This window comes from Flavobacterium sp. GW823-FHT04A11, assembly GCF_058796535.1.
On the sequence record NZ_CM179503.1, the window covers coordinates 328464 to 343391 of the forward strand.

General features: G+C 32.1%; 16 protein-coding genes. All 16 read right to left on the reverse strand.

Annotation, left to right across the window (positions count from 1 at the left end; all coding sequences use genetic code 11):
• Nucleotides 1–4: 4 nt before the first annotated feature.
• From neuB to AC3QL1_RS01635, 16 genes are read right to left on the reverse strand one after another with little or no spacing between them, the layout of a single operon-like run.
• Complete coding sequence (neuB, locus tag AC3QL1_RS01560) at nucleotides 5–1045, reverse strand: N-acetylneuraminate synthase (protein WP_492494557.1); 1041 nt, start codon at nucleotides 1043–1045, stop codon at nucleotides 5–7.
• 14 nt (nucleotides 1046–1059) lie between these two features.
• Complete coding sequence (locus tag AC3QL1_RS01565) at nucleotides 1060–1728, reverse strand: acylneuraminate cytidylyltransferase family protein (protein ID WP_492494559.1); 669 nt, start codon at nucleotides 1726–1728, stop codon at nucleotides 1060–1062.
• Nucleotides 1729–1737: 9 nt separating this feature from the next.
• Nucleotides 1738–2655 (reverse strand): glycosyltransferase family 2 protein, encoded by a 918-nt coding sequence (locus AC3QL1_RS01570; protein WP_492494561.1) that lies wholly within the window; start codon nucleotides 2653–2655, stop codon nucleotides 1738–1740.
• A gap of 3 nt (nucleotides 2656–2658) precedes the next feature.
• Nucleotides 2659–3669: a glycosyltransferase family A protein gene (locus tag AC3QL1_RS01575; protein ID WP_492494563.1), complete on the reverse strand. Its 1011-nt coding sequence runs from the start codon at nucleotides 3667–3669 to the stop codon at nucleotides 2659–2661.
• Nucleotides 3666–4556, reverse strand: coding sequence for a glycosyltransferase family 2 protein (locus AC3QL1_RS01580; protein WP_492494565.1), 891 nt, complete (start codon nucleotides 4554–4556; stop codon nucleotides 3666–3668). Before AC3QL1_RS01580 ends, AC3QL1_RS01575 begins: the two co-directional genes overlap by 4 nt.
• Nucleotides 4557–4572: 16 nt before the next feature.
• A complete protein-coding gene (locus AC3QL1_RS01585; protein WP_492494566.1) occupies nucleotides 4573–5766 on the reverse strand; it encodes a glycosyltransferase family protein in 1194 nt (397 codons plus the stop codon).
• Nucleotides 5763–6659 carry a glycosyltransferase family 2 protein gene (locus tag AC3QL1_RS01590; protein ID WP_492494568.1) on the reverse strand — a complete coding sequence of 299 codons (897 nt, stop codon included), beginning with the start codon at nucleotides 6657–6659 and terminating at the stop codon, nucleotides 5763–5765. Before AC3QL1_RS01590 ends, AC3QL1_RS01585 begins: the two co-directional genes overlap by 4 nt.
• A 4-nt stretch (nucleotides 6660–6663) precedes the next feature.
• Complete coding sequence (locus AC3QL1_RS01595) at nucleotides 6664–7575, reverse strand: glycosyltransferase family 2 protein (RefSeq protein WP_492494570.1); 912 nt, start codon at nucleotides 7573–7575, stop codon at nucleotides 6664–6666.
• Between the two features lie 5 nt (nucleotides 7576–7580).
• A complete protein-coding gene (locus AC3QL1_RS01600; RefSeq protein ID WP_492494572.1) occupies nucleotides 7581–8702 on the reverse strand; it encodes a glycosyltransferase WbsX family protein in 1122 nt (373 codons plus the stop codon).
• Entirely contained in the window at nucleotides 8692–9807 is a 1116-nt protein-coding gene (locus AC3QL1_RS01605; protein WP_492494574.1) for a glycoside hydrolase family 99-like domain-containing protein, read from the reverse strand. Before AC3QL1_RS01605 ends, AC3QL1_RS01600 begins: the two co-directional genes overlap by 11 nt.
• Before the next feature lie 3 nt (nucleotides 9808–9810).
• On the reverse strand, nucleotides 9811–10662 hold the full coding sequence (locus tag AC3QL1_RS01610) for a glycosyltransferase family 2 protein (RefSeq protein ID WP_492494576.1): 852 nt from the start codon (nucleotides 10660–10662) through the stop codon (nucleotides 9811–9813).
• 14 nt (nucleotides 10663–10676) lie between these two features.
• Nucleotides 10677–11513, reverse strand: coding sequence for a glycosyltransferase family 2 protein (locus AC3QL1_RS01615; RefSeq protein ID WP_492494578.1), 837 nt, complete (start codon nucleotides 11511–11513; stop codon nucleotides 10677–10679).
• 7 nt (nucleotides 11514–11520) lie between these two features.
• Nucleotides 11521–12375 carry a glycosyltransferase gene (locus AC3QL1_RS01620; protein WP_492494580.1) on the reverse strand — a complete coding sequence of 285 codons (855 nt, stop codon included), beginning with the start codon at nucleotides 12373–12375 and terminating at the stop codon, nucleotides 11521–11523.
• Complete coding sequence (locus tag AC3QL1_RS01625) at nucleotides 12376–12912, reverse strand: DapH/DapD/GlmU-related protein (protein ID WP_492494582.1); 537 nt, start codon at nucleotides 12910–12912, stop codon at nucleotides 12376–12378.
• 5 nt (nucleotides 12913–12917) lie between these two features.
• Nucleotides 12918–13859, reverse strand: a complete 942-nt coding sequence (locus AC3QL1_RS01630) for a hypothetical protein (protein WP_492494583.1) — start codon at nucleotides 13857–13859, stop codon at nucleotides 12918–12920.
• Complete coding sequence (locus AC3QL1_RS01635; protein WP_492494585.1) at nucleotides 13859–14926, reverse strand: DegT/DnrJ/EryC1/StrS family aminotransferase; 1068 nt, start codon at nucleotides 14924–14926, stop codon at nucleotides 13859–13861. The genes AC3QL1_RS01630 and AC3QL1_RS01635 overlap by 1 nt, the downstream gene beginning before the upstream one ends.
• Nucleotides 14927–14928: the final 2 nt, after the last annotated feature.

Consider the following 14928-nt stretch of genomic DNA (forward strand, 5'->3'; position numbering starts at 1 on the left):
ATATTTACTCAAAATCAGTAAAATCCAATTGCTCGTCGTTTTCAATATCTCGTGAAGCCGTTTTTCCAATTAAATCATTAAAATGCTCTGCTAAGATTTTACCGGTTCCGGGGCGTTTTACCCAAATATTTTGTTTAGATAATTGTTCGCCTTTTTTAATTGGCGCTATTGCGCAAACGGTAGCAAATGCAAAATCTATTGTCACTTGTTCTTCTAATGCCGGCTTTTTTGTTCCGCCTCGCATTAAGGCAATTTCTGCACTCGAAACAATCAATTCAGCGCATGCTTTTTCATCCATACTGCAAACAATATCCGGACCTGTGCGCTGCATGTGATCAGTAAAATGCCTTTCCAAAATACTGGCGCCAAGAGCAACTGCTCCTAAACAAGCATTATTGTTTAGAGTATGATCGCTTAAACCGAAAACTTTATCCGGAAAAGCGTTGTGCAATTCTGTCATCGCTCCAAAACGAACCAAATGAATTGGCGTTGGGTATAAATTTGTAGTATGTAAAAGGGCAACGGGAATATTATATTTGTCGAAAATAGCAACAGCTTTTTGAATACTTTCGATTGTGTTCATTCCTGTGCTTAAAATAACAGGTTTACCAAAAGAAGCAATATGTTCTAATAAGGGATAATTATTACATTCTCCCGAACCAATTTTATAGGCCGGAATATCAAATTTCTTTAGTCTTTCGGCCGCAGCACGAGAAAACGGTGTCGAAATAAAAATCATGCCTTTGCTTTCAACATAATTTTTAAGCTCAAGTTCATCTGCTTCATTTAATGAACAGCGCTCCATGATTTCATAAATTGATACATCAGCATTGCCCGGAATTACTTTTTTAGCCGCTCCGCTCATTTCATCTTCCACAATATGGGTTTGGTGTTTTACAACCTCAACACCTGCTCTTTTTGCAGCATCTACCATTTCTTTGGCAACCTGCAATGAGCCTTCGTGATTAATTCCGATTTCGGCAATAACTAGAGGAGGAAAATCTAGTCCGATTTTTCGTCCTGCAATTTCTATAAATGGGTTCATAAGTAGGTTATGAATTAGGGTTTTGTATGTTTTTGGTATAAATATCCGGCGTAATCAAAATCTTCCTGAGTGTCGATATCTACGCCGGCAAAAATAGAATCTATTTTGAAAGGAAATGCATTTTCGGCAATAATTATATTTTTCATAATCAGAGCGGCTTTTGTGATATAAAGCAATCCGTTTTCAAAAAAAAGCGGTTCTAAATCCTGACTTCTCTGACCAATTTCGTAATTAAACGGAATAAATTTCCCGTTTTCTATTTTTCCAAATTTCTGATGATTTCTGGAAACGGTAAATAAACTATTGTATTTTCCTTTTTCAAAAGTTTGAAATGCTTCCTGCAATAAATTTTCTGGTCGAAGCGGATTTGTAGCCTGCAACAAAACAACATTTTCAACTTCATACGGAATTTGCTCCAAAACATCTTTCAGGGCTGAAACCGTTGGTTCTAAATCTCCCGAAATATTTTCCGGACGGCTAATCACTTTTGCTCCAAATTCTAACGCAATTTTTTTTATTTCCTTATCATTTGTAGAAACATAAATTTCGTCAATGATTTCTTTATTTGCTTTCGCATATAAAATACTATGCGCAAGCAACGGAATTTCACCCAATAATTTTATGTTTTTTTGAGGCAATCGTTTAGATCCTCCCCGGGCTGGAATAATTGCAATGGTTTTCATTTGGCTAAATTAGTTATCTTCCGGTTTCCAATAGATTTTTGTTTCTTCTAATTTTTGATAATCCTGATATTCCTGTATTGATAATCGATTTGTATTTTTAATGATTTTTGGTATTGAAATCATCAAATCTAATAGTGCTAATAAAAGTGCTTTTAGGGCTTTGAAATCGCCTTTAAAAACTTTTAATTTTAATTGCATCCAAATTGAATAGGCCAATTTTCGCGGAATAATTTTAATCGGATAAAATAAAAAATACAGGTACCAGCCTGCTCGCAATGAACGTTGTAACCGCAAACTGTAATCCGCATTTTTTTTACGGGATTTTACATCTACTCTGTGATTGACTAAAACTTCGGGCAAATAATGAATCTCCCATTTTTTTTTAAATAACTGATAGGAGGCAAAATCTTCTTCTCCATAAAAAATAAACCAGTCCGGATAATTCGGAATATCCCGCCAGGCTTTCATTCGCCAAACATGACCGCAGCCCACAAAACTTTTCATACGATGCGAAACAGCGTTAGAATTATTTGTTTTTGGTTCCTCAAGATTCCAGAAAATCCTAAAACCAAACAACCCTATTTTTGGATTTTCATTAAAAGCATTCGTAATTATTTCCAGTGGATTTTGCGTAATAAAATGCAAATCGTCATCAATAGAAATGGCAAATTCCGTCGTGACCAAATCCATTAATCTGTTTCTGCTGTAAATTAATCCTTTACTTTTATTGTTTCGAATGAATTGAATATTCGGATATTCTTTCTGAATAAATGCATCTGTTCCGTCTGTCGATCCATCATCGCAAATCAGGAACACAACATCTTCTCTGTCTAATAGATTTTGGCTTTTACCTAATGTAAGAGCCAGATCATCTTTTCGATTTTTGGTTGTAATTAATATTGAAAATTCTTTGGAAATAGAGGCCATTTACTAATATTTTGAAATCATTTCTTTAGGTAATTTTTTCCACTTCAAAAATAACTTTACCAATACTTTGATCGAAATAAATTTTACGAAAAGCCTGTTTTTTATCCAATATAAAAATGGATTTATAATTTCGTTTTTCTCAAAACCGCAATTTAAGTGCTCCATATCTTCTTCTAAAGATTCAGGAACAATCATCCAGTCTTCTAAAGTATTCCCCATGTGAAACGCATAATTATCCTGGGTTGTGACGCGCCAATAATCTTTTTTAAGCGGGGCTTTATCTAAATATGCTTCACTTGAACCGCCCATTTTAAACTCGATATAACTTGTTATTTCTTCAAAAATATCTTTTTTATAAGTAGCCACAAAATGACCTGAACCTAAAAGAATATTGAGATCACTATTGATTTTAAGCCCTAAATTATATTTTAAATAATCCTGATTGTAATCGCGTTTCCAGCCAATACTGTCATAAAAACGTATTAAACCATCTTTATTTTTTACCGGAAGAAATTGAAGTTTTGAACTCAAAATTTTATCAAACAATATATTTCCACAATTACTTTCATACATTTTAAACTGAGGCACAATCCCAACCACTCCGGCTTTTGGAACTGATTTAAAAATATTCACCGTTTCTTTTTGCCAGTCTTTTAAAAACAATACATCCGAATCAGAAATGGTAACCAATTCTATATTATTTCCGGCTAATCCTTTTAGTATTGCGTTCAGTTTTCCAATATTTTGGGTATGGATTAGTTCGTGAATTTTCTTCTCTTTCAATAGTAAATCCAGATAACTTACAACAACTATATCACTGCCATTATTGACAATCGTTATAAAAGTTTTATCGTGTATTGTCCCAAATAAAGATTCTAAACATAGCTGCAAAATAGCAAAACTGTCTTTAAAATACCCTTCGTGATTCGGTATAAAAACCGGAACAATAATTTGATGTAAATATTGCGATTTGGTTAATACTTCATCTTTATGCGGATTAAGTCCTATTCTCATTTTTTAAAGTAATTTTTAAATACCGATTGTATGAATTCGAAATAATCTTTAATTGAAAAATCCTTTAAATAGATTTTTGATATTTTAAAAAAGTAACCTGCATTTTTCTTGTCGTTTATATAACATTTCCCCAATTTGCTTAAAAGAATTTTCCTTTGATCGTCACTAAAATGTTTGCTTTTAAACGTAACCAGATAATGATAATAGTGAAATGTTGCCTGAGATTTTAGTTTCAAATTATCCTGATTTCCGGATATACTGATATTTGAAATTCTTATTTTTAGAACTGCTGTATTAATAGTAAAAATTCTTTTGAAATCAGAAAATTCTAAAATTGCCAATACATCTGAAAACCATGCCAGCGGAAAATTTTTAAATCCAATTTCTACAACCTTAGACTTTAAAAAAACAAATTCGCTTAACGAAGTTCGTGTTTTTCTAAATAAAAAATCTGTTGCTTCCTCCATTTTAGGATGGTTATAAACATCTGTTTTTATTTGTCCGGTTTCATCAATTTTTATAGTTGAAAACCTGACAACCGCAATCTTTTCCAATTCAATTTCGGAGACATTTTTATTAAATTCTTCGACAACATTATTTCCTAAAATATCATCGTCTCCTAATATCATTACCCATTTTTCATTGGCAGTTAAGGATATGCAGCGTTCCCACTGTCTAGTTAAAGACGTGCTTCCTAAGTTTTCTTCAAAACGTTGGTATTGAAATTCAAAATTTCCCTGAAATTTTTCTAATAATTGCTCCGGATTTTCAGGACTTGAATCATCTCCAATATATACTTTAAATCTTTTATCTGTCTGAGCAGCCAAAGATTGTAAGGTTTCTTCAAAAAATGTCAATTTAAAATACGGAATAACTATTGCGAGCATATTAAGATTGTTTGGTCTAATTAATTTCCTCTAAATTATTCTTAAATTGATCTAACGAAAAGTAATCTCCAAATGCGTTTACCGGTGCAGTTGAAAAATCGGTAATGAGATTATGCAGCTTTTCTTTTATTTCGATTGCATTGTTGGAAGTCGCAATATATTTTTCGTTTTTAATTATTTTTCTTAATTCACATTCTTTCGGCAATAAAGCAAAAACCGGTTTATTTAGTGAAGCCACAAAAGGTGCTTTCCCTAATAAAATATTACTGTAATCCAGGAAACTTTCCAATACAATTATAATATCTGATTCTTCAGTTTGTTCGTTTGATGAGTTAGAAAAATTTAATCCGTCTAAAATGAGAATGTTTTTATATGCGCTATATTTTTGAATTAAACGATTATTTTCAGCACTTTTCAATCTAAAAACCATTTCTACATTTTCTCTGATATTTTGGTTTTCATCACATAATGCGGCAAAAGCATCTAACAGAATATCCAGATTTCTCCCAAACTGCAAACCGCCATGATAAGAAAATGAAATCGGCTTTTGTTTTTTTCTCACTTCTGTTTTATCAGACAAATCAAAAACATCTGCGTCATATTGATGTGGCAACGTATAAAATTTTTTATGATTGCCGTAAATAATCTGCAAGTCTTTTGATAACAAAGTCGAAGGTGTTGTACAGGCTTTTGCCAATTGTACGACTTCATACATTTCTTTAAAATCCAATAATTCCCTGTCTGTCAATTCCTTATTTGAACTTGTATCGAAGAAAAACGGATAAGGATCGTGAAAATTAATGATCGCTTTTTTGAGTATGGGTAATTTTTTAGATCCTAAAATGGTTTCATATTCTAAACCTGAACTTCTTATAAAAATATGATCATAATTTTGATAATCAATATTGCCAATAACTTTTGCAAACTGATTTAAATAATAATTTTTGTAAATAGATTTTGTAAACAATCTTCTATACACCGCATTTATTAATTTGATATAATAAGGCGGTTTTCTTTTTATTGTATGTTCAGTTATAGCGTTTACGCCCAGTAATTCCTTGTCATATTGATGTTCATATCCCATAAAATAGCAAAGATCGATTATTGCATCCGGATATGATTTTCTGGTTCTGGCAATAAATGATCTTGAAACGACTCCTTCACTCGTGCCGGAAATTCTTAAATCTTGCGCAATAATTAAAATTTTCATTTTATGCTCTTTTTTATTTTTGAACCCAAAGATAAAAATCTATTGATCTGAAAAAATTTAATGTACAGATAAAAAAGAGTAATCCAGTACATGCTGTTTTTTTTATTATCGAGAATGGTTTTTTCAATTCTTTCAAAAAGTGTATCAATCAATTCCTTTGGTAATTTATCAGATTGTTTTGCTAATAAATACTTGTAAAACTGAAAATTTGCATTGTTCTTTACAATAACATCATCCTTTTTACTTGTAATATTAAGTCCGCTTAATCTAAAAAAAACCTGGGCTTCATTGATGGTGAAAATGTTTTTCCATTCAGAAAATTCCAGAATTGCCAAAAGATCCGTGTTCCAGGCTAATGGAAAATCTTTGAATTGAACTTTTTCAACAACTTCTTTTTTAAAAATATATTCGCTTAAAGAACTTCTTGTTCCGCCTTTTAATTTTCGGATTAAAAAATCTGTTGCTGTTTCTATTTTTGGATGTGAATAGGTTTCTGAAATAAATTCTCCTTTGCTGTCTATTACTCTTGTAGAGAATCTTACCGTGCTGATTTGCAGCTTTTCTATCTCTTCTAAATTTTGATAAAAAGCAGCCACGCAATTATGATCTAAAACATCATCATCTCCTAAAATCAATAACCATTTTTCGTTTTTGGTCAATTTTAGACAACGTTCCCATTGTTTTACTAATGAAATTCCGCCCATATTTGTTTGAAATCTATGGTATTCAAAATCAAATTGTGAGGTATAATTTTCTAATACTTTTGAAGGATTTTCAGGGCTCGCGTCATCTCCTATATAAACCTTAAATCGCTTATCAGTTTGATTGGCAAGGCTTTTTAAGGCTTCCTCAAAAAAGGTAAGTTTATAATACGGAATTACAATAGCGAGCATTAAACTAGAATTTTATTTTTCTTAATATCGATTTTGCAAACTTTAAGAGACGTAGTTTACGTAAACTTTTTTTAATAAAATTTCCTGTTTTATACGTATTCGATTTTTTAACGAGATTGTATTCGTGAATAAAATGACCGCTTTTTCTGTAATATCTCGAAATTAAAACTAATGACATTTTATGAAACTCTTCTTCGCTAAGAAAGTTTTTGAAATATTCATACGCTTTCAATTGATCTTCGAGCATATCTCTGCTTAAAGTTCTGCTTGAAATATTTCGACGATAGAAAGCCAGCGGTTTATCAATAAAGATAATCTGTGGATGATTTCTAAACAGATTTACCCAAAAAATCCAATCTTCCTGAGCCGTCATGTTTTCTGGAAAACGAATACTTCCTATTAACGATGTTTTTATTAATGCTGTATGAATTGGAATTGAAAAGGCTTCGTTCCATTTGTAAAGTAAATTTTCATAGCTAAATAATGCCTCGTTTAAATTACAAAATGGTGCTTCGGTTTTTTTGATATTTGCCGTAAACATCTTGAAATTAGTAAATACAATTTGGATATTTTTATTCACCGATTCGTTGATCATCTGCAACGATAATTCTAATTTGTTATTGGCAATTAAATCATCGGCATCCAAAAACTGTATGTATTCTCCTTTTGCTTTTTCTAAACCAAAATTTCGCGTGCTGCTTACACCACCGTTTTGCTTAAAAAAGTATTGAAATCTAGGATCTTTTTCTACCCATTTTTGGGCTATTTCTTCTGTATTATCCGGACTTTCGTCATTTACAATAATGCATTCCCAATTTTCATAAGTCTGCGTAAATATAGACAATAGTGTTTCATCCAGAAACTGTGCCTGATTATAACATGGAACTATAAAAGAAACTAAAGGACCGTTGTGCATTGAAACTATACTATTTTTTGTTTTACATTTTTTATTGCTTCAAGCCATTGATGCCCAAATTTATTATCCGGTTCTAAATAATTGCCTTCTGCCCATTCGTTCCATGATTTGATTACTAAAATCTGTGGATTGTCTGCGCTTTTAATCAAATTATCTGTCGCTTTTTGCAAATGTTCCTGCCAGATTTGCGGCGTTGAATTTTTAAAAATCATTGCTTTGTTTCCGCTTCTCGCAGTATTATCCCAATTAGGAAATACGCAGGGAATATCTTTTTTATTGGATAACTTCGGATTTAATTTTTCTACTCCTTTTTTGTAATCAAAAATCAAAGGTTTATTTCTTTGATCGAGATGACGGTTGAGTTTTAATTTTTTATTGATTATTCTTTGAATTCGTCTTTGCACTTTTGCATAAAAGCTTTCATTTTGAGAACCGTATCGCATTTGCATAAAAACGTCAACTCCCACTTTTCCGGATATTTCGTCATTCTTTAAAGAAAAATCTGCAGAACAAATGGTCGCTATAAAATGAATTCCACTAAATCCATTTTGAACAGCGAGATTATTAAAGAGTTCAAAAAATAGTTTTACATCCGGAATTTCTTCCGGCTTATAAATATGAAACATCGGCTTATTATCGATTTTAATATATCTCTCATCTTTAAAAAATGGCAGCAAATAATCAAAATAAGAACGATAGGCTTCTTCTCCCTCGTAAGTTTGCTCAATTAATACTTCTGCATTGGCAAGTCCGTGCCAGATTCCTTTCCAGGTTTCATTTGCCCAGCAAAAACAAAACGGAAGATCTATATTTTTATTTTGAAGCATTGCTTCCGAAGGTCTTTCCAACAGCATTTTATCTTTACCAAACCAATATTGGTAATAGATAAAACCATCAATGCCATATTCTTTTGCCAATTGAGCCTGATGTTCCTGAGTTTCCGGAAGCCTCAAATCATAAAAACCTAGATCTGCCGGTAATACAGGCTGATAATGTCCCTGAAATAAAGGTTTTGCTTTGGCAACATTTGTCCATTCTGTAAAACCTTTTCCCCACCATTCATCATTTTCCGGTATTGGGTGATATTGAGGTAAATAATAGGCTAGAAATTGCACCTTATTTTTCATTTTTGTTGATCTTCAAAATATTCTTAGTAGCTTCTAAATATGATTTCCCCCATTTTTGGCAAGGTTCTAAATGGTTGCCTTCTGCCCATTCATTCCAGGCATTAATAAACAAGAACTTTTCCGGGTTTTTTTGCCACGGATATTTTTTTACAATATGTTCCAGCCAATTTCCATAGGCTTCGGGTGTTGATTCATTGAAGATTACGGCATTGTTTTTTCTTCTCGAGCTATTATCCCACATTGGAGTTATCGCCGGCGAAACATTGTTTTTATATGTTTTGCTTTTCTGTTTTTCAACAAAATCAGTGTATTCCCAAATTCGGTCTTTCGGCTTGCTTTGTTTTCTTTCGGCATTCAGACCTAATTTTTTTCGAATTTTTATGATTATTCTATCCGTTAAAGTTTTTTTAGTATCTGGCTTATATCCCAAATCCGGCTGGAATTCTGTAGCAAAATCAAATCCCAAATCTGCAGGATCATCATTTACGCCCCAGCTTTGCATATAGCCAATGTGTAAATCTTCAATTCCATTTTTTTTAGCTGTTTCGCGCCAGATTTGAATTGTCTTTTTTATGTCTTTAAAAAGCTTAGGCCTGTAAACTAAAAAAACAGGTTTTCCTTCATGTTTAATATATCTGGAATCTGAGAAATAAGTCTGACATAAAAAATTCATGTGTTCCGCATCATCCTCATCATTATAATCCTGATGAAGCAATACTTCTTTTTCTAAACCATCCCATGCACGTGTCCAATTTTCATTTGCCCAGCACAACATAAAAGGAAAATCTTCTTTCGGATTTTTTAATTTACGTTTTAAGGGTTCGTCTAAAATTTTCTTGCCATTGAACCAATAATGATAATAACAGAAACCATAAATTCCGTGCTCTTTTGCCATGGCTTCCTGCGCCAAACGGGATTCTTCGACACGCAGGTCGTAAAAACCCAAATCTGCCGGAAGATGAGGCTGATAATGTCCTTTAAATCTCGGAGTCGCTTTAGTTACGTTTGTCCATTCTGTAAAACCTTTTCCCCACCATTTATCATTTTCCGGAATAGGATGAAATTGAGGCAAGTAAATTGCTATTGGTTTGATTGTTTGAATCATGAATTAAGTAAAGCTTTTTTTAATTTTTAATAAAAGTTTTTTGAAAACACTTTTCTTTTTTTGAACAGGAATATATTTTTTCAGCTTTGGATATATTTTCCTTAATCTGCTGAAATATTCCTCTTTTGAGATGAATTCCTTATTTGCATTTAATGTGATTGTTCCTAAACCTTCATTAGAAATACCAACTTGCTGATTGTTATGAACTCTATATTGAATTAATGATTCACTGATAAAAAATAAGCCGTCTTTTGCAGCGGCGTGTGTTCCCAACCATCCATCGTGCCAATAATTAAGAGGCAGTTCTATTGGAAGGATTTTGCTTTTTAAAGATTTGTCGAAACAAACCGTGGCTCCGGTAATTTTATTATCTCCATTTATCAGAGAATTAAAAGCCAATTCATTATTCTGCCAAATCGATTTTGTTTCTGTATCAAATCCCCATTTCTTCCAAAGTGTAGATCCGGTTTTTACTCCCAGATCGTCTATTAAATCTCCATCGGAAAATAATAAAAGACAGTTTTGATTTTCTTTAAAAAAACGACTGCTTTTTTCTACTTTTTCCGGATACCAGATATCGTCCTGATCTGACAAAAAAATCAAATCTCCGCTGGTATATGAAATTGCTTTTTCAAAATTTTTAATGGTTCCTAATCCCGGATCATTTTGATGTAAATGAATTAATTCCGGATATTTTTCCTGATACTCTTTTATAATATTTATGGTTTCATCAGAAGATTTATCATCGCAAATAACAATTTCATTAACTGCTTTTGTCTGACTCAAAATACTGTCCAGTTGTTGTCTCAGGAAGTTTTCTCCGTTATAAGTGCATAATGCTACAGATAATTTCATTTAGATAAAATATATTATTCCTTAACGTTAATTCCTTTGAAAACTGTGAAACCAAAAAAAGTTTTGGTAAAAAGATTCAGTACAAACTTCCTGCCTTTTAATTTGTTTAAAAAGTAAGCTTCTGTATTACGGGATTTCAAAACTTCTGTACAAAAACTGCTATGATATAATCTTGAATATTTTTTAACGATATAATCCTGATTCAACAAAACCATATCATCAGTAAAACTTCTAATCATTGATCCGTTTGAAACAAAATATTTAAAAGTTACTGTATGGAGATTGTGAAAGTTTGCATTTATATTTCCTAATGCCAGCCAAAAATCCCAGTCTTCATGACCTTGAAAAGGCATTTTTTCATCGTAACCACCAACTTTTTCCCATAACTCTTTTTTATAAATAGCGCAGGCATCTATATAATTATGCACCAGCATTTGCTGCAAATTAAAGTCTTCTATTTTCCAAAGTCCTTGTCTCTCTCCAAAATATTCAGCATATCCATGTACAACGCCTATGTTTGAATTGTTTTGAAAGATTTGCAAAGCATTTTTAATAAAATCCTTTTCGAGAAGGTTATCTGAATCTAATGGCAAAATATAAATTCCTGATGCTTTATTTATTCCAAAATTTCTGGTTTTGCCTAAACCTTCGTTTTGTTTGGCATAATATTTAAATCTTTTATCTTCCTGAACCCACTTTAAAGCAATTTCTTCGGTCGAATCAGTCGAGCCATCATTGACTATTATAGCTTCCCATTCTTGAAAATCTTGTTTTATAACAGATTCCAATGTGGCTTCTAAAGTTGCTTGAGAATTATAACACGGAATAATAATGGATATAATTGAATTCATTTTGTTACTATTTTAAAGACAGATAGCTGTAATAGATTTTTTGCAATAATCTGTTTCCCGGAAATTTTAATTTGGCAATTTTTGAGTAAGCTTCTTTTACTTTTTCCTGAACTGCTTTTTTTTCTTCAGCGTTTAAAGCCGGAGAGATATTTTTGTAAAAACTTAAATATTTTTCATAGGCTTTTATCTGACTCAAACCTGACCACATTCCTTCGTCATGTATTCTATATACAGACATTACATCCGGCATACAGTAGATTTTTTTGTCATTCGCAGAAACTAATTTATAAATTCCTAAATCTCCAAAAGGCAATTTATAATACCAGTCCGGAAAATGAAAAACTTCTGGCTTTCTAAATAAAACACTTGCTGTGGTTATAAAATTATAAGTGCGCAAAAGTTCCACATACGAAAATAACGTTCCTTCAATATCAGATGGTATTTCATGCAATGAAAAATTTCCGTTTCTTAAAAGATTAGCCCTATGAAAACAAATATTTACTTCTTCATTATTTTCTAAAAAATCGACTTGTTTTTGCAATTTCAAAGGATCTGTCCAATAGTCATCACCTTCACAAAGAGCAATATATTTACCCGCAGATCTTGGAAAAGTAAATCTTGAAAAAATACCTCTTACTCCTTTTGACCACTGATTTTCAATTTGAATTTGAGGTTTAATTATATTGGGATATTTTTTTTCATATTCCCTGATAATATCTGAAGTCCCATCTGTTGAAGCGTCATCATGTATTATAATTTCAAAGTCAAAATTAGTTTCCTGCATCAAAAAACTATCTAAAGAAGCTTTAATGTAACTTGCCTGATTATAAGTTACACAACAAATACTGACTTTAGGCTGCATCTATTTTATTTTTTTCGCAGGAATTCCAACATAAATTCCACTATCAGGAATATTTTTGTTAACGAAACTCATTGCTCCTACAGTAATATTATCGCCAACTTCAACACCGCCTGCAAGTTTAGAACCGGCTCCAATATATGTATTTTCGCCAATGATTGTTCCGTGTACTGTTTCTCTTTTATGGGTTGATCCAAGCGTTATTACATTTGGTCCTAAAAAGCAATTCTTCTTTAAAAGTACATTTGAGGTTAAGATTGTACCATATTTAATAGTAACATTTTCTTCGATTAAACAGCTTTCGCCTAATCGTATACGACCTTGGATAATCGCATTTTCTTTAATTACACAATTGGAATCAATTTCGCAATAGCTTCCAACTTTTACATTTTTAGAAATCTTAACTCCTTTGTGAAGTATGGTATAATTTCCAATTTTTGCGCCTTCTTCGATTACTACATCATCTTCAATAATAGAAAAATGACCTATCGTAACACTTTCATCAATTTTTGCGCTTTCGGCAATAACACTAGTTTTCATGGTTTTTACTTTTTATATGGCTTTGGGGCACCATTCGGTTTGTATTCAAAATTTTCGGTTTTTAAAATCTTGGCGGGAACACCAACCAAAGTACAATTTGGCTGATTAAAAGACTTATTAACAACGGCTCCAGCTCCTACTATACAGCCTTCGCTGATGACTACGTTTGAAGAAACAACGCTTGCACTTCCTAAAAATACTCTGGCTTCGATGCATGCATTTCCTGCAATACTAACATTATTAGCAAAATGAACTTTTTCTTTAATTATTGTTCCATGTCCAATTTTCGATCCATGAGCTATTATTACTCCTTTTCCAACGTAGGTGTTTTCATTAAGAGATCCTCTAACTATGGTTATATCAGTACCTAAGATACAATCTTCATCAATAATTACTCCTCCTAATTGAGGCTGCATTATTCTGTTTCCATTTTCATCCCAAATCCAGGCCATTCCTCTTGCTCCTATTGTTGAATGTCCTTCAATAATTGTATTTTTATTAATGACGACATTATCTTCAATAGTGATATGATGCAAAAGCTGAACATTTTCTCCAATTTCACATTTCCCAATAATACAGAACGGGCCAATATAACAAGTAGGATGTAATATGGCTTCTTCATCTATAATTGCAGTGGGATGTATAAAACTTTGCGTTTTTTTTGTAATGGAGGATGCTATTTTATAATGAACTAATTGTGGGTTATCTACAATAATATAAATATTAGAATCTTTTTTATTATTAGCTTTATTAGTAAAAATCAAACTATCATTTATATCATCTGCCTGACTAATATATTCAGAGGTCAAATAATATAAACCTTTCGAGATCTTTTTCTTAATACTCGAAATTGCATAAATATTTTCAACTTCACTATTGTTTTCAACCGAATAAAGTATTCCGTTACTAGTTAAGAAACTAAAAACATCATCTAACTTGAAGTTCATTATTTTTGAATTAAATTGGTGATTTTAATTAAATCTTCTGTTTTCAAACCAACATACAAAGGCAAACACAATATTCGCGATGCAATACTCTCCGAAACAGGCATTTCCTTTCCGCTTATATATTCAATTGTATTCAAAGAAGGATAAAAATATCGTCTTGGAAAAATCTGATTTTCATTTAATACTTTTTGAACTTGAAGCAATTGATTTTCGCTTTCAAAAATAAGGGGATAATAACTATAATTCCAAGAAGTATTTTCTCTAATTTTTAAAGTAGCAAATTTTGAGAAGTTAATATTGTTATTGTAAAAGTCTACTACTTTTTTTCGCTCAGTTAATATTCTCTCCATGTGTGGTAAAACAGCCAAGCCCATTGCTGCCTGCAACTCAGACATTTTACCATTTACGCCAAGTCCATGAAAAGAAAGTGGACCGTCATGACCAAAATTATGACTGTAAAATAATTTATGATACAACTCTTTATCTTGTGTGAACATGCCGCCGCCTTCTGCAGTATGAAATAATTTTGTTGCATGAAAACTGCATGTACTTATATCGCCATAATCAAAAATAGATTTGCCTTTGTATGTTACACCAAAACAATGTGCCGCATCGTAAATGACTTTTATGTTATGTTTTTTTGCAATACGTTCTACGGCTTCCACATTGCATGGATTTCCAAAAACATGGGTTGCCAGAATCGCTGTTGTTTTATCTGTAATGGCAGCTTCAATCTTAGTTTCGTCGATTGTTAAATATTCGGGATGAATGTCGACAAAAACTGGCGTGCAATTTTCCCAAACGATTGATGCTGTTGTGGCTACATAACTAAAAGGTGTCGTTATTATCTCGCCATTATTGCCTAATAATTTTAGGGCGATTTGCAAAGGTACGGTTCCGTTATTCGTTAATATGATATTCGAAACGGATAAATAATTTTGTAATTTCTGTTCTAATTCTTTAACTAATTCGCCTCGATTGGTTAACCATTGATTGTTCCAGGCTCGCTGTAAATATTGATTATATTCTTCAATTGATGGTAAAAAAGTTTTGGTAACGTTTATCATTT

Bases quoted from the DNA above. Each gene is read 5' to 3' on its own strand.
- AC3QL1_RS01600 (WP_492494572.1), bottom strand. From the start codon at position 8,702: ATGAAAAATAAGGTGCAATTTCTAGCCTATTATTTACCTCAATATCAC.
- AC3QL1_RS01580 (WP_492494565.1), bottom strand. From the start codon at position 4,556: ATGCTCGCAATAGTTATTCCGTATTTTAAATTGACATTTTTTGAAGAA.
- AC3QL1_RS01570 (WP_492494561.1), bottom strand. From the start codon at position 2,655: ATGGCCTCTATTTCCAAAGAATTTTCAATATTAATTACAACCAAAAAT.
- AC3QL1_RS01615 (WP_492494578.1), bottom strand. From the start codon at position 11,513: ATGAATTCAATTATATCCATTATTATTCCGTGTTATAATTCTCAAGCA.
- AC3QL1_RS01625 (WP_492494582.1), bottom strand. From the start codon at position 12,912: ATGAAAACTAGTGTTATTGCCGAAAGCGCAAAAATTGATGAAAGTGTT.
- AC3QL1_RS01595 (WP_492494570.1), bottom strand. From the start codon at position 7,575: ATGCACAACGGTCCTTTAGTTTCTTTTATAGTTCCATGTTATAATCAG.
- AC3QL1_RS01575 (WP_492494563.1), bottom strand. From the start codon at position 3,669: ATGAGAATAGGACTTAATCCGCATAAAGATGAAGTATTAACCAAATCG.
- AC3QL1_RS01635 (WP_492494585.1), bottom strand. From the start codon at position 14,926: ATGATAAACGTTACCAAAACTTTTTTACCATCAATTGAAGAATATAAT.
- neuB (WP_492494557.1), bottom strand. From the start codon at position 1,045: ATGAACCCATTTATAGAAATTGCAGGACGAAAAATCGGACTAGATTTT.
- AC3QL1_RS01585 (WP_492494566.1), bottom strand. From the start codon at position 5,766: ATGAAAATTTTAATTATTGCGCAAGATTTAAGAATTTCCGGCACGAGT.
- AC3QL1_RS01620 (WP_492494580.1), bottom strand. From the start codon at position 12,375: ATGCAGCCTAAAGTCAGTATTTGTTGTGTAACTTATAATCAGGCAAGT.
- AC3QL1_RS01605 (WP_492494574.1), bottom strand. From the start codon at position 9,807: ATGATTCAAACAATCAAACCAATAGCAATTTACTTGCCTCAATTTCAT.
- AC3QL1_RS01630 (WP_492494583.1), bottom strand. From the start codon at position 13,859: ATGAACTTCAAGTTAGATGATGTTTTTAGTTTCTTAACTAGTAACGGA.
- AC3QL1_RS01610 (WP_492494576.1), bottom strand. From the start codon at position 10,662: ATGAAATTATCTGTAGCATTATGCACTTATAACGGAGAAAACTTCCTG.
- AC3QL1_RS01590 (WP_492494568.1), bottom strand. From the start codon at position 6,659: ATGCTCGCTATTGTAATTCCGTATTATAAACTTACCTTTTTTGAGGAA.
- AC3QL1_RS01565 (WP_492494559.1), bottom strand. From the start codon at position 1,728: ATGAAAACCATTGCAATTATTCCAGCCCGGGGAGGATCTAAACGATTG.